Below are 26,189 nucleotides of genomic sequence, written 5' to 3'. Positions count from 1 at the left end.
GAGCAGGCCTGAGTTACGTCCGCTCTCATATGTGTGTCTGGATCGTCTGGCCTGTGTTTCGTCGCTGCGCGTGCTTTTCTGGCCTGTGTTGGGATGCGTTGTCTTCAGAAGGCCATGATTTGTTGGGTTTCTTTGGTTCAAAGGTTTACATTTTGGTCGTAAAAACCTGATTTCGGTCCGGATCTGTCAACTTAATGTAAACTTAGTGTAAACCTTTTGGCCCGAAATCGGCTGTTTTGAAGGGAGAAAGGTTTACATTTCGCCGATCCCGGCCGTCGCGACGTAAACCTTTGTCAACCTTATGCAACCATTGAGGAGTGCGGGGAATCCACATTGCGAAGAGCAATTTGAAACGCACCTTCTCTTTTGTCTGTAATCCGTTAGCTATCAAGAAGACACTAAAAGAGAAAATTTGGCGAGCAATGATAACGAACGGTCAGGTGGACATTTCGCGCTTTCTTGAGCGCTGTGTATCGATTGACCTGGAAGTGGATCCTAAATCCGCTCGGATATTCGCATTCGCTGCCACAACGAACGATAACTCCCGACCAGCTCTAGTTGAAAGAAGCAGCTCCACCTCAGCACTGTCGCAACTCGACACATATTTTAAAGGTTTCGACAGTGTCATCGGCCACAACATCTTGCACCACGACCTGCCCCACCTGGCCGCTGCTGCGCCCCGCTTTGCCGCCTTGTCAGAGGCACCAATCGACACACTCTGGCTCAATCCTTTGGCCTTCCCGCGCAACCCCTATCACCATTTAGTCAAACACTATCACGACGGACGGTTGCAATCGGGTCATGTCAACGATCCCGAAATGGATGCACGTCTGGTCTTCGAGGTTCTGCAAAACCAGATCGAGGCGTTCACCAAGCTAAACACCACGACCCCAGATGCGCTGACAGCCTATCATTTCCTTGCCACAAGCCCCCCACGCAGCGGAGGGTTTGACGCACTTTTTACTGCTGTGCGTGGCACTGGCAGACCCAATAAACAAGAAGCTTTTGACGCCGTTCGCCGCGTTTTGGCTGGACAAGTCTGCTTGCATCGACTCGAACAGACTCTTAGCCGGATGGAAAACCCGAACCTTGCCTGGCCTTTGGCCTATGCCTTGTCGTGGATTTCTGTTGCTGGCGGCGACAGCGTCATGCCTCCCTGGGTTCGAATGCAATTCCGTGAGGCTTCATTGATTGTGCGCCACTTGCGAGAGGCCGCTTGCAATGATGACTCTTGTCAATGGTGCGTCGAACACAACGATCCCAAACAGGCGCTAGACCGCTGGTTCGGCTTTCCGTCCTTCAGACCCGAACCCATGGACGAATTTGGTCGGTCCCTACAGGAACGCATTGTGGCCGAGGCAATGGCAGGCAAAAGCGTTCTGGGCATCCTGCCGACCGGAACCGGCAAGTCGGTCTGCTATCAGATTCCAGCCCTTTCACGGTTCGACAAGACCGGTGCGCTGACCGTCGTTATCTCACCGCTTGTCGCACTCATGGCCGATCAGGTGCAGGGCCTGGCGAGAGCCGGGATCTCCTCGGCTGTCACGATCAATGGTCTTCTGTCGCTGCCTGAACGTCACGACGCTCTGGCCAAAGTGCGCATGGGTGATGCTGCGATCTTGATGATTTCACCCGAACAGCTTCGCAACAAGTCAGTTCGCGGCGCTCTGACACAACGCGAAATTGGCCTTTGGGTGCTAGACGAAGCACATTGCATCTCAAAATGGGGCCATGATTTCAGGCCCGACTACCGCTACGTCAGCCGGTTCATCAAAGAAAACTCCGGCGATGCCCTCGCTCCGATACTTTGCCTTACTGCCACTGCCAAACCCGAGGTAGTGCGTGACATAAGAGAGCATTTCAAAACACGACTGGATCAGGATCTGATCTTGCTTGACGGTGGCGCCTCGCGCACAAACCTTTCCTTTTCGGTGCGTGAAACCCAGCGCGCGACGAAACTCGCAGATATTCTGAACGCGATCGAGCAGGGCTTGCCCGCCTCCGGCGTCTCCGGAGCCGTGGTTTATTGCGCGACTCGAGGCGCGACAGAACGCGTGGCCGAATTCCTAAAACAGCAGGGCGTGAGCGCCGAACGTTTCCACGCTGGCCTACCTCCCGAAGAAAAGCACGAGATCCAGGAGCAATTCCGGACGGGCGAATTGCGCGTAATTGCTGCGACCAACGCATTTGGCATGGGCATCGACAAACCTGACATCCGCCTCGTAGTCCACGGCGACGTGCCTGGCTCATTAGAGAACTACTTACAAGAGGCAGGACGCGCAGGACGCGACCGCGACCCCGCCAGCTGCGTGTTATTGTTCAACACTGAGGATGTGGAACGCCAATTCAGCCTTTCGGCCCGTTCCCGCCTTGCGAGGCATGAAATAGGTGCCATCCTTAAAGCACTACGTCGGTTGGATGTGCGCACTCGAGACGAAGGTAAGATCGTCGCCACTCCGGGCGAGATTGTGCGAGAAGAAAAAGACTTTGAATTCTTGCGTGATAACAACACTGAAGACACGCGCGTAAAGACCGCTATTTCTTGGCTGGAGGAAGCTAGCTTGTTGCGGCGCGAAGAAAACAGTGTGCAAGTCTTCCCTGCTTCCCTACTCGTGCGCGATGTGGATACCGCAGCCGCTTTGCTGGAAAAGGTAGAAATCTCGGGCACTCGGCGCAAACAACTGCTGGCAATCGTGCGCCATATCGTTAACACCCCGGTGGGAGAAGGAGTTTCTACCGACGAATTAGCCGGAGCTAGCGGGCTCTCCTCCGCCGAACTGCGCAAAGCGCTGACCGATCTGGAGGCGATCGGAATTGCCAGCGACGACACCAACATAACCATTTTTGTGCACTATGGCGTGACCGATGCATCGCAAGCCCGCCTGGATCGGGCCGCGCGACTAGAAGAAGACCTAATCGCCGTGATGCGCGAAATGGCCCCAGATGCCGATCAGGCTGAACCGATTCCGCTCAACCTCTCCATTGCCTGTCAGGAATTGCGACAGCGCGGCCATGGCGAGGTGCGTCCGGATCAGGTGGAGACCCTGCTGCGCGGGATGGCACAGGATGGACGTGACACGGAGGGAGGGCGTGGCAACCTTTCTCTGCGTAAATCAGTGCGCGGTAGCATCCTTGTGCGACTTCAACAGTCTTGGCGCTTTGTCGCTCAAACCGCAGATTTGCGCCATCAGGGCGCGCAACGCCTGCTGGCGCATCTTCTGACCCTGGTGCCGAAAAGCACACACGGCAAGGACATTCAGGTCGAGACCACTCTGGGAGCGATGCTGTCCACAATTACCGGCGACACGCTTTTGCGCACCAGCATCAAAGATCCAAACCGCTTAATGGACCGAGCACTTTTGTGGATGCATGAACAGCAGGTGGTTACGCTGGGACGCGGACTGTCCATCTTTCGCCCTGCCATGACGGTGCGTCTTGGCTCCAAAGGCGGTGGTTTCACCGTCCAGCATTTCGCTCCACTCGAGGAACACTATGACGAACAGACCATCCAAACCCATGTGATGGCAGCCTACGCGGAAAAAGGACTGGAAAACATTGAGACAGCGCAGCGCTTGGCCGACGACTATTTCGTGCTGGAGCAAGAAGCCTTCATGCGCCGATGGATGCCGGGGCGCGGGACCGAATTCCGGCGCCAGGCCACTGGCGCCACCTATAAGGCAATTGTCGACAACCTGGGCAATCCGGTGCAGCAAAAAATTGTGCGTGACAACCGGGAACAAACCAACGTCCTTGTGCTGGCAGGTCCAGGCTCGGGCAAAACGCGAGTCCTGGTTCATCGCATCGCTTATCTGCTGCGCATCAAACGCGAGGATCCCCGCGGCATCCTCGTGCTGACCTACAACCGTCACGCGGCCGCTGAAATACGTGAACGCCTGCGCCGGTTAGTTGGAGATGACTCAACCTTTGTAACCGTCTCAACGGTGCATTCACTGGCTATGCGCCTGGTCGGAGCTAGTTTCGCTGGCATTCAAACAACCGACGTCCCCGATTTCAAAGGTCTATTGCAAAAGGCTGCGGCACTGCTACGAGGTGACAGTCTAAGCAAGCAAGAGGCCGAGGCGCTGCGTGAATCACTGATACAGGGGTATCGCTGGATTTTAGTGGATGAATATCAGGATATCGGTCCAGATGAATACGCGCTGATCGCTGCTGTGGCAGGGAGAACTCTGGATGATCCCGATCTGCGGCTCAGTCTCTTTGCCGTGGGTGATGACGACCAGAATATTTATGCTTTCTCCGGTGCATCGATCCGCTACATCCGCCAGTTTGAACAGGACTACGCCGCAAAACCGGTTTTCTTAACCGAGAACTACCGCTCTACCGGTCATATCGTCGCCACCGCCAACGCCGTGATCGCAGGGGCCGCCGCGCGTATGAAACTTGGCCATGATATTACCGTAGATCAGGCCCGGACGAAGGCTGACGCCGGTGGATCTCTGGCCAAATTGGATCCAGTAGCTCAGGGCCGTGTGCAGATCCTTGAGTGCCCCGCTGGTAATGAAGAGCAGGCTATGGCCGCACTAGACGAGTTGATCCGCCTCTCTCATCTCGACCCCGATTGGACATGGTCACGCGCCGCGATTATCTCGCGCGATTGGCGAAAGCTGATACCGGTGCGCGATTTTGCTGAAAACCTCGGAATACCGGTTGAAATGGCTAACGAAAACATACCTAGCCTATGGCGGATGCGCGAGATGCAGGCATTTGTCAAAGCCCTACGCGAGACACCCGCAGAGCTTTACTCGATCAATCAGTTGACCGAAGTGCTGAACACACTTTCGCATTCGCGCTGGACCGATCGTATTGGTGAAGGACTGGGCCTACTGGCACGCGAGATTGGGTCGCGCAGCCTGCCCGTCCCAGACATTGTCGAATGGTTCGCGGAATGGTCCCGTGATAGCTGGGATGAACAAAGAGGGTTAAAGCTGCTGACGGCCCACCGCGCAAAAGGCCTGGAATTTGACGATGTAGTTATACTCGATGGCGGGTGGGAGCGGCCCTCGCGGTCCGAAGATCAGGACGCACCCCGTCGACTGTTCTATGTCGCTATGACACGTGCCCGCCGCAGCCTTGTAGTAATGAGCAACGACAACCATGAATACCTACCATCAGGAGCACCTTCAGTTATCACCCGTAGCGTGACGCCTGACATGAACGCGTTGCCTGGTCCCCGTCGCTTTTTTCAGGCTGCTGAGGCGCGGATGGTTGATCTTTCCTATGCTGGACGCCTGCATCCAGGCCATTCCTCTCTGAGTGCTGTTAATGCGGCACGCGTCGGCGATGCAGTGTTATTGGTAAAGGACGGCGACCGCTGGTTGCTACACGACGAAAAAGGGCAAGTGCTGAGCCGCATGTCCAAATCCTTCGCACCGCCGCCAAATACCCGGTTTGAGAGGGGGGAAATCGCCGCCATCCTTAAATGGAGAAAAGAGGACTCAGGTGAAGCTTTCCACCATACGCTCCGCCGCGATGCATGGGAGGTGGTTTTGCCAGAACTCGTGTTTGTGGCCGTTAACTAAAACATCACCCACAATTTTTATGTTTCCAGCGGGATCCAGCGAGGCATAGCACTTCAACCATTCCTCCCCGCCTGCCTACTACGCAATTCCATCAGGCTCTCCAAAGCTCGCATAGGCGCCGCAATAGCTGCGCCCGGCGCAGGGTAATGCCCGGGTCGCTGTCATTGCTAACATCGCGCAGGAAGTGCAGCCAGGCGCGTTCGTTAGGTGTCAGATCGTCATTCTTATCACACATGGATCTTATCTCCCGAAAATCGCGTTGATCGCGGCCTGTGACCTGCTGGTCAGCCTGGGGTCGGTGTTGCTGGAAGCCTTACGGATCGCCTGCAACCAACCAACTTCGTTTGCAGTGACGGGTTCACCGAACACCTCGACGACTGCCTCGGCAGCCGTCCGGCCAATCGCCTGCTCCAGGGCAAGCTGCATCACGAAAGCAGGATCCGCTTCCAGAGCAACAGCCAAAGCCGGGACGCGATCCAATGCTACCTTGGAACTACCCTGCTTGATCATCGTGATCATGTTCGGGTTGACGTATCCCACCTGCGTCGCGATCTCGGCTTGGCTCTTCGTAGGTTTCAGTTCGAGCACCCTCCGTTCGACATACTTCGCCATCCGGGTGTTTCCATACGGTTTATTTGTCATCGCTATCCTCTCAAAAGCCATACAACGTGTGCTGCATGTTTTCGTTATAGCGACGATCTGGATGGGGATTTGCAGCGGAATCTATGGTCGCGAATTGCCCGCGTGTTTCAAGTGCTCTTGGAACTGCAAAATCTATGAATAGCACTCAATTAAGTGGGGTTTTCAATTTCGCTTTAGTCTCTCCACCGCTATCAATACGTCCCTCATTTAACTAGACGCTCATTTTGCCGGAAGATTTGTATGAAACGGTCATTTTTCGCTGAACGAGCACCGGAAAGCTCAATAAACGAAAGGCCTACTGAGTAGATAAAATTGCTGCTGGGCGACGAGCAGTGAACCGCGCGCGCGAATTCTCATCGAGCTTCGCAAGACGATCAGAACGGTCGGCCATATACACACGAAGCTCTTCGCGCACCTTTTGGGCCTCCCCCCGCGCTTTCACACGCTTTTCGCTAGGTGAAGCAACAGCTACGCCCACCCCTCTAAGTTTCTGATTTTTAACCATAAAAAGATTGCCTCTCTCAGCCCGACATCTCAGCCGGTATTGTTTCAATAGCATAGTCGAGGATAGATTGCAAAACTGCGTTTCTCGTTTCGCTACTTGAAAAAGAATAGCTACCGTCAAAGCACAGAGCTATATCTATGTAGGGAAACGAAGGATTCAATATTCTCAGCGGTATGAATATCCACCATTTCAAGCTCGGAGGTATTTGAGAAACCATACGAACGTCTCGTGGGTCGTTAGAGATCACACCGTCTGGAAAACTCTCTCTTGAAACAAAATATCCTTGGGGCGCGGTGTCACTCGAACCAAATTTGTCAGTGCGACGCTCGTATTCTTCACGAAATGTTTCTCCAAGAAGTGAACGCTCGAAGGAAAGAGCCTGTCGATAGTCGGAGTCCGCATCGTATCCTTGGCAGAATCTTAGCTGAATCACATCATCGGCATACTCCAGAACATAGGGTTCGGCCCTAGAAGCAGTTGCAAGCGCTGCTCTTACGCGCCCATCTGAGAGCCCGTGGTTTTTGCAAACTTCATCCAGATAGGCTTGTAATGCCTCAAGCCATGAATCGATAGCTCGATCATCATTGAACACAATGGATGCTATGTTTTGAACATCATCCAATTCTTGCCCAAGAGCCGTCCAAGCCGGCTCAAAATCAAATATGTCTCGTTCGATAGGCAGAGACAAAGGCAAAGTTCTACCAATACTCCGGACATTCAATCGCGAGGCACCAAAGACTGATGTTCGAGCAATTGGAGCCAAAATGCTAAAGAAGTTCTTCTTTGGAGATTTCGCTGGAGCGTCTACGATCTCGGACAGAATTGTAATAGCCTCTCGATCGATCAGTCTCTCGTCGTCGAAAACCCAAGCGGGCAAATTAGAGACAATGCCCCCATCCACAAACAAACATTTCTCAGTTGTTCCCAACGCTCCCCGCGGAACTTCGATTTCAACCGGCGAAAACACCCCAGGTATAGCTATTGATGCAGAAACGGCTTCGGAGACAATTACATCTGGTGTCTCTTCCGCCGAAAACAGTTTTAGGCGTCGCGTAGAAATGTTCGCAGCCACAATTCGCAGCTCCTTTCCTGTAATCGACTTAAGTTCTTCAAATGTTGCGTGACCAAACCCAGGTAGCTTCGCTTCAATTGCAGCCTCAAGGGCGCTTTTCGCAGATTTCGTATTGGAGAGACCTGTTGCCTGAAACAAGCAGAAATAAAATACAAAGACTAAGAACCCTTTAACCCACAAAACATAACCCGAGACACGCCGTTCAACACAGTCTCTCGCCTTAGCCCAATAGGCACGAATGGTTCCCCATGAAGGACGAGCGGGCTCTCCAATCCAACTACCAATGACCGGAAGTATCGAAGTCAGCTTCAATATGCAGAAAAGGAAGACCCACAAAAGCAAAACCACAACCACCAGAGGCAAACTCATCCAATATAACAGGAAAGCAACAACGGCAGCTGTCCAGCTGCCACCAGCCAAAAGCCTAATCAACCAACCACCGGGGCCGAGTAATTTGAAAGGTCTAGAGCCCTCGCCGACGACCTGATGCAACAAATGCGACCGACTAGTTGGATCAACCAGTTCGGAGGAACTGTAGCCGACACAAGCGAGAGTTGCGACAATCGCTCCAGCCGAAGTTCCAGCATAACCCTTAATATCAAAGTCTTCCGCTTCAATTGCGCGAAGAACTCCGATATGGGCATATCCTTTGGCGCCGCCACCTTCGAAAACACAGTAAGTCCTCAAATCTCGAATTCCTTCAATCTTACGCAATAATGTTCGGGTTGAGTTCAATGAGCTCGCAACAACCAAGCTGATACGCGATTCAAGCTTAGCAGGAAACCAGAGTTTCACGTGACTCTTGACGTTGTGCCTCAACGGATGAAATTTTTAATTCTGGACTCCAAAGAAAAGAGCCACACTTTTCGGGTCCTCTGAGTATTCGAGTTTGTTCCTTGTGCATTCGGACAAATGTGATGAATTGATGTGAAAGCGTTACTCTCAACTCGAGCAGGATGTTTTTGGAGTGGTGCGGGTAGACAGTGCTCTTAGGTTCAATGAACCTGCCGGACCTGAACTTGGCTGGTTTAATTGGAGATGGCGCCCGAAAAACAGAGCTCTTTTGACCAAAAATCAATAGCTTGGCTCTCTACACCGATCTTCGGGAGGCAGGGGTCGGAGGTTCGAATCCTCTCACTCCGACCAACAAAATCAAGAACTTACGCGAAAATTGAAACTTGCAACTGGTGCAATCTTGCACGAGCTGCACAAAATCGCGAGGATGTTCTTATGAAGAACCCTGTCCCATATGTGCGCCAACGGTCTGATTCTTACTGGGAAATCGTCTATGACGATCCCACTACGGGCAAGAAGAAGCGCAAGGCTACAGGTACCAAAGATCAAACGGAGGCGGAGAAAAAGCTATCCGAGTTTGACCCGGTCGCAACCGCTGACGCGGTCGATCCTGATGCGCCACGTCTGCGCCGTCGCAAGGACGGATATTGGGAATCTGTATGGATGGAAGACGGCAAGACGCGCCGGAAATCCCACGGCACTAAGTTCCAAGTCGGGGCAGAGGCGGCGCACACCGTATTCATCCAAGAGCTAGCAAAACCGGAAATACCTACCCGACCGACAATCACGTGGGTGGTTGATCAGTATTACGACTACATCTGCCGGGAAAAAGCAGAGTCCACGTCAGGCCCAATGGCCGCAAACGTGGCACCACTGAAAGAACATCTCGGACATCTGTTCTGGGATGAAATCGTACAGGACACAGTGGATGAATACATTGAATGGCGCATGGAGAAACCACGGTGGACCGCACACCAAAAGTCGGAAGGTCAGTTCGGCAAGACGAGCCGTAACACTGCTTGCAAGGACCTGCGTGTGCTTCGTGCCGCGCTAACGCGCGCACGCAAGAACCGCTACACCAGCTATCCGCCGGACTTCTCCATCAAGGAAGGTGAGCCGGTCCGCGAAACCAAGGTATGGCTGACTGCGGAAGAGCTGGAACGGATGATTGCCGCATGCGAACCCAAGCCCATCTTCGTTAACGGAAAAGAAGTTGACCGGGAACGCGACCGGTCTCACTTGGAAGCGTTTCTGCTGATCGCATACGCTACGGGCGCAAGGAAAGAAGCAATCCTCTCTTTGACATGGGATCAGGTTTACATTCCTGAGCCGGTCTTAAAGAGGGCCAGCGAAATTCGCGGTAGCGTTGCCCATGACGCGGACGGCAATGCGGCAATACCTCGCAAGTCTGCGTTGTTGGAGTATGGGAATTCGCCTTTGAACTATGAAACGGGCGAAAACGTCAGTGGGGCCTATATCGACTTCGGTGCAGGCAGTGGAAACAAGCGACGCCCTGCGATCCCGATAGGCCAAAACTGGCGCTTGATGAATTACTTGCTCTTTGGCGGTGATCGGGAACAGCCGTACGTGATTTCCTACAATGGAAAACCCGTGAAGAGTTTGAAGAAAGGTCTGGCCGAAGTCGCCAAGGAAGCTGGCGTCAAAAAGCCTGTTTCCCACCACACGATGAAGCGCACAGCGATCACACACATGGTCCGCGCAGGCGTGCCGTTCAACATCATTGCCGAGGCGGTAAACACTACGGAAGATGTGTTGAAAAAGCACTACAGTATGCATCGACCTGATATTGAAGCCGCGTTAGGGGATGCTTTGTCGATCAGGTGAACTGGTTAGGGCGGGCGCTAGCCCGCCCTTGCGTTTTAGCAAGGCTGAATTACAGGCAGCGGTACATCTCTGCGTCAATGAGCATGTCACCTAAGAGGCTCGTCGCCCGTGTTTGAAGTAACACCAAGTTAGCGCCTCGTGATCCAGCTTGCCGTTTGATTTCGTTGATAGCTCTTGTCTGAGAATATTTATTCGACCCAACCTGCGGAATAAGACCTATTTCCTGCGCATTCTCACAGTTCGGCGTGTCGGCGAATGACACTTTGACCTGATCTGGCGCTACTGCCGAGTAGCTTGCACCAGTCTGAATTACTGGTTCAGTGCACGCTGTAACCGTCGAAGTCAGCAAAATTGCTGCGATAGCTTTTCTCACTTAAGCCTCCAAAATACTTAGCAATTTTGGTAACTATGAGCGCTTTGCGGCTCAACTTTGGCGTGATCGTGTCGTATACACGGAAAGCGCCTAGCGCTCAGATTCTTCCGCCTCTTCATCCGGTTCAGGTTTCCGCATTTCCGGAAAGCCCATTTCGTCCAGCTCGCGCTACTTGCGGATTTCTTCGAACTTGGAGCGATGCAATCCGAGCGGATGCGGCAGTGCAGCCTTAGGTGCCGCGACTGTCATTTTATTTCTACTGTTCTCAGTACCCATTGAGGATTGACGGCTTCGTTTAGAACAGCCATTGCTTTACTGGTGTCGCCGAGTAAGGAGCCATTGAAGGGTGCAGCGACTCGGCGTCCGCTATCGTAGTAGGTAAGCCCATCAGCAAACTGGCGTATGAGCGCAATTGGATTTTCACCGCGTCCTTCAACTCCCCATACAAACTGACAACCGATAGCTCTGATTTCATTTTCCGAAATTTGAAACATACCTTCATTGGTATCTGCCAGAACCAGTGAACCAAATTCTCCATCTGCGATGCGCCCAATGATGAAAAGCATGCGCGAAGCAGCCGCGACGGTCACACCGCTAGGGTACTCCAGAACATCTATCCAAAGCTCGCCGGGTTTAGCTTCAACTTTGAACTTTATCCCCTCTGCCGCCGGGAAAGTTGCCAAGAAAACATCCAAATCAGAAACGGCCACCGAGTTAGGTTCATGTTCTGGAAGTGTTCCCGGCCAATAATTCGAACCGCATTGATGAGCCAACGCACTGCTTGAAAAAAACATCGTTGCCAACGCGGATACACTCAAAAATGCCTTCATTTTGTCTTCCTTTAACTTTAACAGCACAGCAAGTTGATTCAATCAGAACGTGTTCTGTTTATGGGGAAAACTTGATTTGAGAAAGCACTTCTTTCTGGCGCTGACAAGCTCTGTTGTGATCTGTGGAGCCGCAGCTTTTGGACAAGAAAACGCGGGCGCTTGTACTGCGATTGACGAAGATTTAGCGCGGTTGGCTTGCTATGATCAGGCGCTTGGCCGCTCACCAACAGGTGACCCGACGCCGTCGTCAAACTGGAAAGTAAGATCAACAAAGTCTGATTTCACGGATCAAACTGACGTGTACGTTTCGACGCTGGCGGAGAACCCTTTGCAGTGCAGCTATCGCAATACACCAACGCTTTTCGTTCGCTGCCTTGAAGGCCAGACAAACGTCTTTGTCTCCCATGGATGCTATGCGCCTCCGGACAGAAAGACTGAGCAAATTGATGTGCAAATTCGCATAGATGGGGAAGACACCTACACACGACAACTATACACCTCAACAGATGACAAGGCATTTGGTTGGTGGGACGTAAGTAGTTCGAGAAGCGCAATCCACACCTTACTTGATCACGATTCAATCGTTTTCCGTTTTTTGCCGTATCGAGACCCTCCGCAAATCGTTCGCTTCGATATTTCTGATCTCAGAGACGTCCTCCAATCAACTGAATCATCTTGCTCATGGGGGCTTTAACGCGACCAAAGCAAAGAGACTGTTCGATGAATGCTATCTTGAAATACATGATTGCGCTGGCTGGTGCCTCTTTCCCAGCTAGTGCCAATGCCGATTTCATTGACACCCAATGGTCGGTTGTCGGCTTCACGGGTGAGGCTTGGTTCATCGACGCACAAGACGTTATCGGTCAGTCCCAGACCTTCAATCGTGGTTTTGCCGAAGGTGTGTTCTACAACTGCGACTATGCGGGGCAATCTTCGACATACACCCGATATGACAATGATGAATTTTTTGCTAACCCCGAGTTTGAGTTGTTTTTGCCCCTGCACGAGGAAATGACGCTCAGCAGCGACACTCTATTTGTTCACCGGATAACCTGCGAAGGCGAAGGCAACCCTGCTCAACGGCGTGTGATGTATCCGTTCGTTACCAACGAGGCACGAAAGTCCGCGTGGTACTTGTTCGAAGGCGGGGTGTTCTCGCTTTATAAACCCTGATTGGAAAGGTTCGCCGAAGTGAAAGCGTTTCTCAAAGGAGCGGGCATCGTTTTTGCCCTAGCAATTGCGGGCATGATTCTCGCAACAGTTGCGCCGCAGGTCGGTGTTTGGGTTGGCTTGGCATTTCTCGTGGTGCCGTTGGTCGCGATTTTCAAGCCACTGCCGCAATTACATTTAGGCAACCGAGCGTTCAGTGCATCCATCGCGTTTTTCGTTGGACTGGTGACAGCATTGGCGTCCCTTGGCCTCATGTCTGAAACACAGCGTTTAGACGATTTACGTGCGACGGACCCAATTGCTTATTTGGCAGAGCTTGAATTCCGTGATCAATCCAAGTGGCTTTCTGAATTGAAAGAATTGGCTCCCGAACGCTACGCACAGGAACAAGCAAAGACTGCTGAGGCCGAAGCAGCGGCGAAAGCCGAAGCAGAGGCAGCAGAGGCCGCGCGAAAGTCTGAGGCCGAAGCCGAAGCGGCGGAGCGAGCCGCGCAAGCCGCGCAAGCCGCGCAAGAACGACAAGCTGAACAAGAGTCTAAAGTCCGCACGCATATTGAACAATTAGACCGGGAAATTGTTTCAATTCCGACCGTGCAGGCTTCGAAATACACCAGCGACGTGTCCACCATCAATACGGGTCTATTGCTGATCGGGGCTTGGGCATTGCTGTACGAGGAAGGTGGGAAGCTGGAATTGAACGACGAGGCCCAACAGAAGCGCGAGAAGTTCCGTCAACTATTGGTTCGCAAACAGGCCCAAATGTTGCCCGCCATGCGAGACGCATACGGCCCTGCGATGCGTCAACAATTGTGGGAGGCGGATGGTAGCGCACGGACCATTGGCTCAGGGTATCGAACTGTCGAATTCGTCTCTGCCGCATTTGCGCGAAACGCCAACATCAAACAAATCCACTTGGAAATTCGGGAAAATCTCATGATGCTGAGATTTTCCCGCGCACAATACAAGTGGATCAAGCAGGCGTCCGAATACAGCTACTACGACATGGAAGTGCCCAAAGACACGGATATTGTTAAATGGGAAAGCGGTGGGCGGTATCAGGTAATAGAATGAGAGCAACATCGCCCTCAGAAAATTCTCAGCTTATCAAACTATCCCGTAATTTCGGCATATGTAACTTGCATCCGCGAGACTTGCTGCAAACGCATTACCGTATTCGTTGCAGAAAACGAAGTACGTTCGGTTCCCGATGTTGTGCAAAAAAGGGCGTCTCAGCGCGAAAAATGCAACCAAAGTGGGCAAATGTGAACCGATGACAACTCGGGGTAATTAACAACTATTTTTGGGAGGTTGCTCGGTTTCTGGCAGGAGGCATCTACGCGCCTTACCCACCCTGCCCGGTATACCGTCACGGGTCCCATTGTGCTTTATTATCAATTACTTATGCAATTATTTGACCATTAACGTCAATGTGATTTGCCTTTGTTTTCAAGCCGCTAACGCGGCCACGCACCGCGCTTCCGCGTTGTTAAGAAGTCTGAGCCAATCGATGCCGCAGACGCGCCACGGTGTTGGGGTGCCATTGCCCACCACGAGCGGTCTTGATGCCACGTTTATTCAGTTCGTCAGACTGTTCCCGCAGAGTGCTGAATCCGCCAATTGCAAGGTCCGCCAGCACGTCTGCCAGATCGTTGGCACGCGCGTTAGCGCGGTCCTTTTGAATGGCGCAGGCTGCGCTATTGCCCTTGCCAGCACGGCGCAGGGCGGCTGCGCCATTAGGATTGCCAAACTTCTGCCCGCGAGCCTTTGCAGCCTGCATGGCGGCACGTGTTCTGTCGCCTATCATCCGGGACTCAGCTTGGGCAATCACGCTCATAATCCCCACAGTCAGGGCGTTGGCATCGGGCATGTCACAGCACACGAAATCGACGCACGAATCCTGTAATTTAAGGAGAAACGCAGCATTGCGGCTCAGTCGGTCCAGCTTGGCGATTACGAGTTTGGCCCCCATCACACGCGCCATTTTGAGGGCCTTTTCAAGCTCTGGGCGGGCGTTGTTTCTGCCGGATTCCACCTCTTGAAATTCTGCCACTGTCGCCGCGTTTGCGGTCTTGGCGAAAGCTGCAATAGCTGCCTGCTGCGCTTCCAGCCCTAGGCCGCTTCGCCCCTGTTTATCTGTCGATACTCGGATATATGCGACGATCTTCACGGCAATGCCTCCATATTACATCTAGCCCAAGGCTCCCTACGCCAGTTGTAACGGCCGTGAGGCATGATTCTCGAGTCTTTTCAACACCTTACTTGATCGTTCTGTCGGTTAATTACGCGTCAACAATACTGCCCTACGTCAAGTTGCAGAATAGCTTCCCGAGGGCTACTGGGCGGACCGGTTGCCCTACTCCGGAGATGATGAGAAAGTCCCCACACGGATTGAGGGAAGAAGATGAAAACAAATGAGCAGTTAGAAAAATACGCAGAATTAAAAGCGGAGTTTCAGAAACTACTCAACTACCATGAATCTTCTTTCCGCGACATTGACGCAAAGGCAAAATACTGGCTGACGGTCACCTTACCGTCTTTCATAGCAATTTGCGGATACCTTACAAAGCAGGTTAACACCTTGCCCCTTGCCATGCTCGTGGGCGGCAGCGCGCTCGCGGCCTGTTTGCTAATTTCTACTTGGTGTTTCACGGCAGTGATGCTTTCGGTTCGCGTTGAAAGCGGGATACTTGCCCCGACTAGCCGTAAAGTAGAGGACATCGACTATTTCTTGAAAAGCCCCAAAAGTTGGTTGGAGCTTAGCCAAGATCAAGCGAACGAAATGCTGCATGCAGTTGCGATCAACGAGAACCAAAACGCACGCAAAAGCCGATGGCTACGCCGGGGCGAGGTCTCACTTTTCTTTGCCGCCCCCACCGCCGCGTGTATTGGTGGATGCGCCGCCTTTCTGTACACCGCTGCCTGTCCAAGCAGGTTTACTACCACCGGACTCGTTGCCGGTACGAGTGCCGGTGCTGCTATTGGAATTTCCACTACTGCTATTGTTATCTTTGGTCATTTCATCATCCGTAAATCAAAGAAACCGAAGGAAGCATGAAAGACGAACATCCGCCCCACGATGGAAGGTTGCAAGGTCGATAGCATGCCCCATATGTGCCAAGACTATCAATATTTAGGCGGGCAGCAACCCACTAGCGCGGGCAACAGAAAACAAGCTTTCGGGGTCGGTATAAAAGTTCATTTGTCCACGTTTGGCAGGGCGGACAAATGGTGGACAAATGAGAAACGACTTGAAACCCCTTATTTTCATGGTCCTTTCGTATTCATTTGTCCATTTGTCTATTTGTCCAAATATACTAAGCCGTCACACCTTCGCTAAACAGAAGGAGCGAAAAAACACACCCGCCCTAGGTGTTCTTTATCAGACCTTCTATGCTGATTTGGACGGACAAAACGGACAAATGGACAAACGGCACGCAAGGTATTGCAAAATAATAGTTTTCATTTGTCCGTTCGTTTGTCCAATACTTTGCCATTTGGACAAACGGGCGCTGACGCGCCCTTGAAGCATCCTAGCCGTGGACGAATTCCCCCGATACCCGAATGTTCTTACCCCGGCCCTCTCCGGGAACGTAGTCATGGAACCACTGCTTACGTTCACCCTTCTTTCTTTCGATCAGACCGCCCACATCGCGCAGTCGATTTGCAAGGGCTTTGGGATCAGTCGTGATGCCCAAAGGCCCCAACCGGTCAACAGGCAGAACATAGCTCCGAATACGCATTTCCGTTTCCGGGTCCTGCTGCTTCCGGGCGGCGCTGTCGTCTGGCTGACCGTTTTCCGATAGATGCCCATAATACCCGAAAACTTCCTGCCGATTGAACTCGCGATCTTCGTGCATACTTACAATACTACCCGTCTGGATACCCCTGCGGATAGCACTGCGCAAAGCTTCCAACTGCTGCCGGTCAGTGTCCAGATGCACCATGCGGGCATCCATGTTGTCTTCCAGAAGTTCACGCATGTAGTTGAGAACGGGAACATCCGCGCTAAATAGACTGGCGTCCTGTGCGATCTCGCCAGTTACAGCAAAAATCGCGGCGAACCTAACGACCCGGCGAGCAGAAGATCCAACCGCCAAATCGGCCCAGTCATCCATAATCGCGCTCACGCGCGCCTTAACCGTTTCCCTCCCCAACTTCGCAAGAGCTTCGGCAAACACCGGTGCAGTGACGCCATAAACGGCGGGGGCCTTGTCATCCCCGGACAGGGCCTTAATCGCTGCCAATTCATCACTGTGGGGGTCCAACTCAGCCGCGTTGGTGAAATTGACCGAGAACGTCCTGGCAATCGTGCCCGTCTTGGTATCGACGCCCGCCGCCTCAAACACCCGCAACATGTCGCGCTCAGCGGTAGTTACAAAACAAGTGCGCCACGTGCGCGTGCGGCGAGTTCCACCGTCCGCCGTCGCACGTCCCCTACCCATGCCCTCGGCCCACTGCATCAAGACGCGCTGCTTTTCGGCTGCATCCAGCTTTGATGCACCTTCTTCGTCCATCACCCGGACGGAACCATTCGACTGTTCAGCCTTGGTCTCCACAAACGCGGGCGTAGCGTCGGCCTTGTTGAACAGTCCGGTGCTATCGGGCGGGGCATGGTGGGCAGCACCGGCCTTACCTGCTGACGTCTTTCCCCGTCCGCCGTCCCCTTCGTGGGCGAGGATCGGGGATACATCGTTTTCGATGAAATCGACAACCATCCCCACCAGACCGGACAAATAACCGGGCATGAAATACTTGCCGTTGACGCCCGTCAGGGCGGTAGTGGCGTATCCAAAGTGATCCGCAAGCGTTCCCTTGGTCTCCCCGCTGACGCGGGCCTTGGGATCGAGAATGTACCGGGTCGCACCTGCATTCACCACGCGCCCCGTAGGCGAGACATAGGTGCCGCCATACCATCCGGCCTTCTGTACCAAGACCGCTTCGTTGTCGGTCTGTACCGACTTGAGCAACGCCACCAGAACCGGAATCTTGGCCATGGCGTCGATCTCGAGACCATCGTCTGCAAGGCGGGAAATCAGGCTACCCGAATCCCGGAAGGCGTCCCCGATGGAATAGACAGACTCGACGATACCCCGCTGCGCCGACCGGTGGCGGTAGCGAATGGTGATTTCATTGATCCGGCCTTCTTCGGTCTCGCCAAATGCCACGTGCGGGACTTCAAATGCGCGGCACAAACGCATGGGCTGCGCTTCCGGCTTCTCGAAGTCAGGCGCGTAGAACCAACCGCCCTTGTAGGTCACAAATGACGGCAACCACCCTGCGGTTTCTGCGGCACGTTCGACGGTTTCGGTCGTAGCATCTTCCAACGGGATATATGGCGCGGGGGTGGAATTGCGCCGTGCTTCGGCTAGCTGCTGGCGGGCGTCAGCCCGTGCAGCACGGTCAAGCTTCACCCACATATCCCTGACCTGTTGAATACGCAGAGGCGTGCTATTGGACAGGTTCTGCGAAATCCGCTCGCGCATGGCGGCATCTTCGATACCTGCGGCGTAAGCCTCGTCGATGAAGGATTCAACGTCCGTTTCGCTGGCGGTGTCGTAGTCGAATGCCGCTGCCTGCGCCTCAAAATCAGCGGCCTGTTCTGCTTCTTGTACCCGCTGTTCCGCGATTTCATCAGAGGTCAATTCTTCAAATCGTCCGGGCTGGTCAGGGGCATCAACCATGAATGCCGGGTCTTCCAGCCAATCAGGATCAATAACGTCATCTTCAATCCACTGGGCGATGTAATCGACGGTATGGTAACGATCTTTACACGAATGCAAGCAAAGCACTTTAGCGAAGCCTTGCTCAGTATCAGGAGCGTTCCATGCGGTGGTGGAACTAACCGCACTTTCGGTCGTGTGGCTGTCCGAAAAGGGGCATTCAACATGCAGGCCGTTGCTAGCCTGCTGCTTTGCCGCGTCCGTATTTTCCAACATATCTGCCAGCAACCATCGCTTACCGTAGCGCCGATAAAGCGCGGTCACATCGACTCCGGTGCTAGTGATCACATCAGGAATGGTTGAGCCGCTCTTGACGCCGCCCGCCTGCAAGAACGGGTTGTCCGCACCCTTCTGCATTTCGGGAATTTCTTCCCACTGGACCGGGCGACCGCGAAAGACTGCGCAATACCATTCCGTGTTGGGGCGGTGCTTGGCAAGGTAAAGAATTCGACTGGGGTCCGTTGCGACGGGGTCAATCCGCAGCCTCAGCATGTCAGCAAGACCACGGACCTTGCTCGCCCAGATTCCCTGCCCCTTCTTCGGACTGGTATCCAGTGCAGTGACGTCCACCGGCCTTTCAAACGGTACGATAACGCGCATCTTCTGCAAAGGCGGGCAAGACCACACACACTGAATCTTACCATCGACATCGTCGCGGGGGTTGGTCAACTCGCACTCTTCAATAAAGCTCTCTGAATAGGCGTTCTTGCTCCGCAGATAAGCTCGAATAGTGTCAGTAGTCACATCGTCGCCGTGCTTAAGAATAGTGTCTACGGGTGCAGTGTCCGAGGTCCTGTCGAAGTTGTGCGACGTGTATAGGACAATTGCCAAGCCCGACGCCTCACAAATGTCAATCACATCGTCCAGCGGCTGTTCTGGCTCCACGTCCAATCCGATGGCCACCATGCCACGCATGTTTTCGGCTTTACGCTCACCATTTGCGCTTGCGCCGAATACATAGCCCGCACCGCCCTTCCTGTCGCTTTCACGGTGATACGTTAGGCTGTCACCGAGCCATTCACCCCACGTCTTACTCTTTGCACGCCATCCCCGAGTCTTCGGATTGTCCTGCCCCCAATGCCGTTCAATCAACGGCGCAGGGCGATTCATAAGGTCGTCAAACTCGGTAGACGCCTCGCCGTAGATATAGGCGTGGTTCCACGTATCCCCTGCATTCCACGGGTGCGTGTTATCCACGACCTTCTTTATTGCCGTCATTATTTGCTCGTCTCCTATGTTGTTGTTGGTGGACCGCTAACGCGGTCCGTTCCAGTTCGTCACACGCCCCGCCCTCGCCGACGCCTCTGCCCATTGGACGGCGGGGCAAGCATTTCGCCTTCATCGTGATCCGGGGCATTGCTCACCGCTGCGCCTTCCAAGTAGGCGTCAATCTCGCTCTCGACATACGAGTCAAAAACACTTTCGGCGTACGTTTCCCAATCCAATTCTTCTTCGGCGTAGAGGTACGGCGACGTGTTCTCACACTGGTCGTCCGGTTCAGGCAGATGCTTGGCCATCATCACACGCGCCCCGCCTCAAAGTCCTTCAGGAATGCTGCGGTTTTCTCCAGCATGATCGCCACATCCCGATATGCATATCCTGCGTGGTTCAATGCATCGGACAGCACTAAAATCAGACCGCCAATGGGCTGAGGGTCATGACCATCCCAATGCATCGCGCCGAGGGCCGTATCAGCGGCTTCAATGATGGGGTCTTTCTCGACGTCCATTATCCGACCTTATCAATTTGAGAAATCAATTCCGCGCAGTACGCCCTCAATTCCGCCCTACTACTTGAAATACCCATGTCCAATTCTGAGGTGTTTTTTATCTTCTGCCCGATCACGCAAATAGCGCCGCCGTAGTCTTCCATTTATTATTCCCTTCCGTAGTTAACTTCTCGCTATGATTGCGGGACGCCTTTGAGCTAGACGCTTACTAATTGTTAAACAACATAATTTTTAACTTCGGTCACCGCCCGATTTTCCAAGTGTCAGAAAAAGTCACATTCGATTTCGCCACTTATTTAGGCAGATACCGGAAAACATTTACTTCAAGTAAAACTTGGTGAGGGATAATTGAGCACTAAAGCGATATTGTCAGAATAAATGACAATTACCTTGTCATTCTATGTGACTTTTCCATCTCGGAAAAATTTTGGGTTGTACTGATTTCAACCACTAATAGGCGCGAAATGACCCATTGCCGCGCCCAGCATTGCCCAAAATCGAGCAGTTTTCGGGTTCCAATCCCGAATCGATTCCCCAGCATGCTGGGTTCTGCCGCCCGTCCTCCAGATACCCGGTTTGCCATGCGAGCGGCCGGTAGCATCGCGGTAGAATCCCGCATCCTGCATGATGTCGCTGAAATCTTGTCCAACGATCTCCTCAAGCCGCTTCGCGACTTTGATCGGGATGCGGTAAGCGCCGCGCCCGTACTTCAGGTCGAGATTGGTCGTCATGGCCCGGATAAGGCGCGCGCATTCACGGCGCTGTTTCGTGCGCTCAATGTAGGTGCTGCTCATTTTTGCGTCTCATTTAATTGGGTTGGCGCACCCCGGCATGGCAACATAGTTGCCAAACCGGGGCACGATGCTGCGCTAGCTGGGAACGCCTAGCGCAAACTCAGGAAACTCGGCGTCCAATTGGGCAGCAATCGCGGCCTCAATTTTGGGAAGCCTCTGACGGAATTCTGTATAATCCCGACAAAGAAATTTATGTGCATGCCAAAGCTGGCAACGGCGATGATACCGTGCAAAGGCCCGTCGGCGGGCATTCATTGCGCCAGCCCATGGCGACGCGCCCAATTGATCTTTTCAGCGGGCGGCAGATCGTCCCAGTTTGCGGGCTGCTGAAGCTCATCACCCGGTTCTCTTGCCCAGTTCCCTGCGGCGTATGCCACAGCAGGAATCTTGTTACGTGCGCTGGTAATGATCGTGTCGCGTTCCACTGAACCGCCCCCGATTACTGCCGCCTTAACGCCGGGTAGCGTCAGAGCCTGATCCGGCGCAATCTCAACGCCGTATTCTCGGGCCACAATGGCCGTAACCTTCGCAACAATTGACGACAGCCGTGCACCGGCGCTGGCACTATTCAAATTTTCCAGTAGAGCCTCCGTCGCGCCGGTGGACTCTTCATGGAACTCGATCATCTCTTCCGTGATCGAAAATTCAGATTCATGCGACATTCCTATGTCCTTCCTGATAAGTGTGTGTCTTCGCCAAGTGCCAAATGCCCTTGATTGAGGTGTTCTTGAGAGTGAAGGCGATGCAAAAATCTTCCCAATCAGCGGGAAGGTCATCGCCAAAGACTGCGTGAATTACGGCGGGATGGATCAGCAAAACGTCAGAGAGAAAGGTGGCATCCAAATGCACAACTTTCTCCCAGAACACGCGTGCTATAGCCTCCCGAAAGCTGTTCTGAATTTCGGCGGCTCGTTCACGTTGAGCATCACTGAGAGAGGCCGACAGGCGCTTCGACCGGGCCTGAGGTGCTGGCCCCAGATCAATGTCGGCAGGTATATCGACACCCGCTTGACGCGAATAGTGCAACAAGGGAAATGGATCGGCTACGCGGGGAACCAAATCCGCTAGCGCATAGAATTGCTCAGTTCCCTCGCGATGGCGCGGCGCGGGATCGCGCTCATTTAGCCAGCGATGCGCAGTCCGTGAAGTTATACTGTAGGCATGGCACAGTTCAGCCGTGCCAATGCAATGGAGTCCGTGGCTCATAGCCCCTCCAAGTGTTTGTTTATGAAATGAGATTACAACGCCCCCGGCGTCGGTTGAGACACCCCCGGTGTCTCGTCCCTATGCTGTTATGTTTACCACAAATTAGAAAAAATGTCAAAAGCCAGACGGGTCACGGTCCGCTATTTGACGCCAAATTCGAGGGCGTTCTGATCCAATGCAATCGTCGGTCAATATGTCTCGGAAACTGCATACAGAATGCAGCTTTCCCTAATCTATAGTTGTGCTATCAATCTGAGAACCCACGAGGGGATGAAGACGATTGGCGAGAAATTTTGAGGACAAAAATGGACGATTTTGAGCAGCAGCCATTTAGCGATGCAGAGTTTGCTGAGAACCCAGAGCAGCGATGCCCTGTCGTATTGTTGTTGGATACCTCTTATTCGATGAACGGCGCGCCGATAGCGGAGCTAAACGAGGGGTTGGCCACATTACGCCAAGAATTGCTAAATGACCCGATGGCCTCCAAACGCGTCGAGTTGGCAATGGTAACTTTTGGGCCAGTCGAGAACCGATCTGACTTCGCTACGGTGGATTGCTTTTATCCAGAAACTCTTGAAGTTGGCGGGGCCACTCCAATGGGTGAAGCAGTCGTGACCGGTTTGGACATGCTACGTCAGCGTAAGGATCGGTATCGGGAAAATGGCGTAAAATACTATCGCCCGTGGGTTTTTCTAATCACGGACGGCGCACCGACTGACAATTGGGACGAGGCCAAACGCCGCGTTCACGAAGGGGAAGAGCGCAAAGAATTCATGTTCTATGGGGTCGGAGTCGAACAGGCGGACATGGGAGTTCTTTCTCAGCTTGCCACACGGCAACCTCTTAAGCTCAAAGGTCTTGCATTCAAAGAGCTATTTCTTTGGCTGTCCAGTTCGCTTAGCGCTGTTTCCCAATCTAATCCCGGTGACGCCGTTCCGCTTGCAAATCCTACTGCCCCAGACGGCTGGGCTGTAGCGGGGTAATCGAGTGACGTGGAAATGGGCGTCAGCGTCCGTTATCGGTACGTCCCACATACGATCCGGCAGCAGGCTGCAAGACGCCTATGCGGTCTCCCCACTCAGGGATGATTGCATTTTTGCTGTCGTTTCGGATGGAGCTGGTAGTGCACAGTTTGGGGCGCAAGGCGCTTGGCTTATCTGCCGAGCCTTGACCGTGTATTTTCGCGAATGGATGCGCAAAAATTCCACAGTGCCAGACGATGCAGTGCTAACCGACTGGATTGACGAACTAAGGGATCGCATTGCCGCAGCAGCCGTACGAAAAGAGAGTACGCCCCGGCAGTTTGCTGCAACATTGGCCGCTGTTTTAGTTACACCCGATGAAACCCTAACCATGCAGGTGGGTGACAGTGCCGTAGTGGGTAGGATGCCCGACGGTTGGGACGTTCTGTGTTGGCCTGAAAACGGAGAATACGCGTCGAGTACGTACTTCGTAACCGATGACCCAGAACCTCGTTTGACTATCACCCGGCGGCCAACTGAGCATGATGCATTTGCGTTGTTCTCAGATGGTGTTGGCGACTTGGCATTGGCGTATCAAGAAGAGGTCGCGCATCCTCAATTTTTTAATCCGATGCTGCGTCCAATTGACAATGCAATCGGACAAGGGCGCTTAACTGAGCTATCAGAAAGACTGGCGGCATACCTAGGTCAACCTTCGGTCTGCGAACGCACCGATGACGACAAAACGCTCATCCTCATTTCCGGAGGATAGGGTGCAAGAAATTATTGTCGGAAACGAGCGCTATTCAATCGCTGAATTGATTGGGAAAGGGGGCGAAGGCGAAGTCTACGCGATAAACGGGCGGTCAGGACAAGCTGCCAAAATCTACAACCCGGATTTGCGAACGAAACGGGAGAGCAAAGTACGCGCAATGGTCAGTGAAGGTCTCGCATCGAAGACCGACCTTGTCGCTTACCCCGGTGAAGTCATCACAGACAAACAAGGCGGATTCTTGGGTTTTGTGATGCGATTGGTTTCGGGCTACCGCCCGCTGCACGAGTTGTATAGTCCAAAGTCGCGGCAGCGTCATTTTCCGAAGGCTGATTATCGGTTCCTGATTCATACCGCCTCAAACGTTGCGCGGGCAGTCGGAAAAGTTCACCAAACTGGTTGCGTGATCGGCGATTTGAACCATTCCGGCATACTTGTCGGAAATGATGCCACTGTAGCGCTTATCGACGCCGATAGCTTCCAGTTTAATCTGAACGGACAAGCTTATCCTTGTGTTGTCGGTGTTCCTGAATTTACACCTCCAGAGCTCCACGGGAAGAACTTTGCGTCTGTGGATCGAACCGTAGGCCATGACAACTTCGGGTTAGCAGTCGCGATCTTCCACTTACTGTTCATGGGGCGGCATCCCTACGCGGGGCGGTACAATGGACCGGATATTTCCATGGGTGAAGCCATTGCCCAAAACCGCTTCGCTTTTTCGCTAACGCGGAGGGTGGAAACCCAGACGTCTCCGCCCCCCGGCACACTACCGCTCGACATCTTTCCTGAAGGCATAGTCCAAAACTTTGAAAAAGCATTCGGAACCCGTGCGCAGGATCGCCCCAGCGCGTCCTCTTGGATAGATGCACTAACCAAACTCGAAGGAAATTTGAGCAGGTGTAGTAGGGTATCGACGCACTACTACCCCACTGGTGCCAAAAAATGTATTTGGTGTTCGCTAGCCGGAACCAGCGGCTTCGACATGTTCCCAAATTTGTCTGTTGCCGCCCATAGTAACCCTACAGATACTCGCGCGACCCAACAGGCGATCCGGGAAATTCTAGCTTTCAAATTCCCTACACTCGACGACCTAATCCCTCAAAGTTCACCCAGTGCTGGAACAAGCTCAAAACTCAAAGAGGCCAAACGCTCAAAGCAAGGTAAGGCGCTGTTTGGAGCCTTGTTGATATGTGGCGCTCTTGCTGGCCTGATCTTTGCCTCCCCCGCTTGGTTCCTATGGTTGGGCCTAGGTGGATGGGGATGGTCAATGATAGGAGATAGGCAAGTTGACGCGCAGCCATTTAGAGACGCGTTTGCTCTGGCCGATGATAACATTCAGCACGAACTGAACAGCATTATTCAGAGAAGTGGTCTCGCAGAGATTCTAAAAGTACAAAGTGATACGAAAGCTGCAATCGCTTCGTACAATAGTTTTGATAGCGATTTGAATCGTGAATTACAAAAACTCAAATCTACCCGAAAGGAACGCCAGCTAATCTCCTTCCTCGACCGTCATCCAATTCGAGGCGCGCAGATTTCAGGTATCGGTCCGGCCAAGAAGGCAAAACTCATTTCATTCGGCATCGAAACTGCCGCTGATGTATCCTTTGCAGCCGTTAATGGCGTTCCCGGATTTGGAACGGTTATGTCCCGCAAACTGTTGGCTTGGAGGCGTGTGTTGGAGGCAGATTTTCGATACAATGCGGCACCAAATGCTCAGGATGCCACGGACGAAAATGCCCTCAAAGCAAAGTTTTCCGCCCACAAGGGTATGCTAGTAGCGCAAATACACAATGGCTTGAAAACACTCCGAGCTGCCCAAAGCCGAGTAGACGCCTTGGCTTCGACAGCCCAACGAGATCAAGGTCTTTTGGCTGCAGTTGCGCGTCGGGAAGAGGCTTCGCAAGACATTTTGCATCTCGGTGGTAGCGTCCCAAGCTCAAATGTATCCTTTTCGCTTCCGGCAATTGGGAGGTCAAATCCAGTAAAATCCCCTAGTTATCAACCTCGACCTTTCACCCGAACTAAACCAAGTTCGGCCACAATTCAGCACTCGCCGCCACCTCGAAAGACTGCTCCGTCTATGTCAAAACCGACTACTCCCAATTGCCCAGCGTGTGGTTCACGGATGGTCCGGCGTACTGCAAAAAAAGGACCGAATGCAGGCAATAAATTCTGGGGGTGTTCAAGATTCCCTAGATGCCGGGGGACAAGAAACTAATTTAAAGCGCTGT

General features: G+C 53.1%; 20 protein-coding genes. 9 read left to right on the top strand and 11 right to left on the bottom strand.

All coding sequences use genetic code 11. The features are described 5' to 3' along the window. The first annotated feature begins 422 nt into the window (after positions 1-422). Positions 423-5,540: a RecQ family ATP-dependent DNA helicase gene (locus tag I9184_RS08525; RefSeq protein WP_209834086.1), complete on the top strand. Its 5,118-nt coding sequence runs from the start codon at positions 423-425 to the stop codon at positions 5,538-5,540. A gap of 91 nt (positions 5,541-5,631) precedes the next feature. Here I9184_RS08525 and I9184_RS08520 read toward each other — a convergent pair whose 3' ends face one another. The 3 genes from I9184_RS08520 to I9184_RS08510 form a co-directional block, all read right to left on the bottom strand. Beyond that, the gene (locus I9184_RS08520; RefSeq protein ID WP_209833810.1) at positions 5,632-5,775 is read right to left on the bottom strand and encodes a hypothetical protein; all 144 of its coding nucleotides are present in this window, start codon (positions 5,773-5,775) and stop codon (positions 5,632-5,634) included. Between the two features lie 5 nt (positions 5,776-5,780). Then, positions 5,781-6,182 carry an XRE family transcriptional regulator gene (locus I9184_RS08515; protein ID WP_209833808.1) on the bottom strand — a complete coding sequence of 134 codons (402 nt, stop codon included), beginning with the start codon at positions 6,180-6,182 and terminating at the stop codon, positions 5,781-5,783. 521 nt (positions 6,183-6,703) lie between these two features. Further along, the gene (locus I9184_RS08510) at positions 6,704-8,554 is read right to left on the bottom strand and encodes a patatin-like phospholipase family protein (protein WP_209833806.1); all 1,851 of its coding nucleotides are present in this window, start codon (positions 8,552-8,554) and stop codon (positions 6,704-6,706) included. Between the two features lie 435 nt (positions 8,555-8,989). Here I9184_RS08510 and I9184_RS08505 point away from each other — a divergent pair, with 435 nt between their 5' ends. After that, the gene (locus I9184_RS08505; RefSeq protein ID WP_209833804.1) at positions 8,990-10,399 is read left to right on the top strand and encodes a hypothetical protein; all 1,410 of its coding nucleotides are present in this window, start codon (positions 8,990-8,992) and stop codon (positions 10,397-10,399) included. Positions 10,400-11,017: 618 nt separating this feature from the next. Here the strand turns inward: I9184_RS08505 and I9184_RS08500 are convergent. Further along, positions 11,018-11,602 carry a hypothetical protein gene (locus I9184_RS08500; protein ID WP_209833802.1) on the bottom strand — a complete coding sequence of 195 codons (585 nt, stop codon included), beginning with the start codon at positions 11,600-11,602 and terminating at the stop codon, positions 11,018-11,020. Between the two features lie 76 nt (positions 11,603-11,678). On the opposite strand from I9184_RS08500, the gene I9184_RS08495 reads away from it, so the two are divergent. From I9184_RS08495 to I9184_RS08485, 3 genes are read left to right on the top strand one after another with little or no spacing between them, the layout of a single operon-like run. Beyond that, a complete protein-coding gene (locus tag I9184_RS08495) occupies positions 11,679-12,296 on the top strand; it encodes a type VI secretion system-associated protein TagO (protein ID WP_209833800.1) in 618 nt (205 codons plus the stop codon). Positions 12,297-12,322: 26 nt separating this feature from the next. Next, on the top strand, positions 12,323-12,775 hold the full coding sequence (locus tag I9184_RS08490) for a hypothetical protein (RefSeq protein WP_209833798.1): 453 nt from the start codon (positions 12,323-12,325) through the stop codon (positions 12,773-12,775). A gap of 18 nt (positions 12,776-12,793) precedes the next feature. Beyond that, positions 12,794-13,843, top strand: a complete 1,050-nt coding sequence (locus I9184_RS08485) for a hypothetical protein (RefSeq protein WP_209833796.1) — start codon at positions 12,794-12,796, stop codon at positions 13,841-13,843. A gap of 415 nt (positions 13,844-14,258) precedes the next feature. On the opposite strand, the gene I9184_RS08480 is transcribed toward I9184_RS08485, so the two are convergent. Beyond that, positions 14,259-14,939, bottom strand: a complete 681-nt coding sequence (locus I9184_RS08480; protein WP_209833794.1) for a recombinase family protein — start codon at positions 14,937-14,939, stop codon at positions 14,259-14,261. Positions 14,940-15,173: 234 nt separating this feature from the next. On the opposite strand from I9184_RS08480, the gene I9184_RS08475 reads away from it, so the two are divergent. Next, on the top strand, positions 15,174-15,827 hold the full coding sequence (locus tag I9184_RS08475) for a hypothetical protein (RefSeq protein ID WP_209833793.1): 654 nt from the start codon (positions 15,174-15,176) through the stop codon (positions 15,825-15,827). 475 nt (positions 15,828-16,302) lie between these two features. Here the strand turns inward: I9184_RS08475 and I9184_RS08470 are convergent, their stop codons facing one another. The 6 genes from I9184_RS08470 to I9184_RS08445 all read right to left on the bottom strand — a co-directional run bounded on the left by I9184_RS08470 (position 16,303) and on the right by I9184_RS08445 (position 22,221). After that, positions 16,303-19,710, bottom strand: coding sequence for a DUF927 domain-containing protein (locus I9184_RS08470; protein WP_209833791.1), 3,408 nt, complete (start codon positions 19,708-19,710; stop codon positions 16,303-16,305). Between the two features lie 59 nt (positions 19,711-19,769). Next, positions 19,770-20,012: a hypothetical protein gene (locus I9184_RS08465; RefSeq protein WP_209833789.1), complete on the bottom strand. Its 243-nt coding sequence runs from the start codon at positions 20,010-20,012 to the stop codon at positions 19,770-19,772. Then, positions 20,012-20,221 carry a hypothetical protein gene (locus I9184_RS08460; RefSeq protein WP_209833787.1) on the bottom strand — a complete coding sequence of 70 codons (210 nt, stop codon included), beginning with the start codon at positions 20,219-20,221 and terminating at the stop codon, positions 20,012-20,014. Before I9184_RS08460 ends, I9184_RS08465 begins: the two co-directional genes overlap by 1 nt. 443 nt (positions 20,222-20,664) lie before the next feature. Further along, positions 20,665-21,015 carry a hypothetical protein gene (locus I9184_RS08455; RefSeq protein ID WP_209833785.1) on the bottom strand — a complete coding sequence of 117 codons (351 nt, stop codon included), beginning with the start codon at positions 21,013-21,015 and terminating at the stop codon, positions 20,665-20,667. 251 nt (positions 21,016-21,266) lie between these two features. After that, positions 21,267-21,677 carry a hypothetical protein gene (locus I9184_RS08450; protein WP_209833784.1) on the bottom strand — a complete coding sequence of 137 codons (411 nt, stop codon included), beginning with the start codon at positions 21,675-21,677 and terminating at the stop codon, positions 21,267-21,269. Further along, a complete protein-coding gene (locus I9184_RS08445) occupies positions 21,667-22,221 on the bottom strand; it encodes a hypothetical protein (RefSeq protein ID WP_209833782.1) in 555 nt (184 codons plus the stop codon). Before I9184_RS08445 ends, I9184_RS08450 begins: the two co-directional genes overlap by 11 nt. Positions 22,222-22,526: 305 nt before the next feature. Here I9184_RS08445 and I9184_RS08440 point away from each other — a divergent pair, with 305 nt between their 5' ends. Genes I9184_RS08440 through I9184_RS08430 form a run of 3 tightly spaced genes read left to right on the top strand, consistent with a single transcriptional unit; the run spans position 22,527 to position 26,176 of the window. After that, on the top strand, positions 22,527-23,204 hold the full coding sequence (locus I9184_RS08440) for a VWA domain-containing protein (protein ID WP_209833780.1): 678 nt from the start codon (positions 22,527-22,529) through the stop codon (positions 23,202-23,204). 4 nt (positions 23,205-23,208) lie between these two features. Further along, positions 23,209-23,955 (top strand): PP2C family serine/threonine-protein phosphatase, encoded by a 747-nt coding sequence (locus I9184_RS08435; protein WP_209833778.1) that lies wholly within the window; start codon positions 23,209-23,211, stop codon positions 23,953-23,955. A 1-nt stretch (position 23,956) separates the two neighbouring features. Then, on the top strand, positions 23,957-26,176 hold the full coding sequence (locus tag I9184_RS08430; protein ID WP_348539515.1) for a topoisomerase DNA-binding C4 zinc finger domain-containing protein: 2,220 nt from the start codon (positions 23,957-23,959) through the stop codon (positions 26,174-26,176). Positions 26,177-26,189: the final 13 nt, after the last annotated feature.

This window comes from Ruegeria sp. HKCCE3926 (assembly GCF_017872515.1).
Classification (GTDB): Bacteria; Pseudomonadota; Alphaproteobacteria; order Rhodobacterales; family Rhodobacteraceae; genus Ruegeria.
Note: the sequence above shows the minus strand (reverse complement) of the source record. Positions and strands in the feature narration are given on the sequence as shown.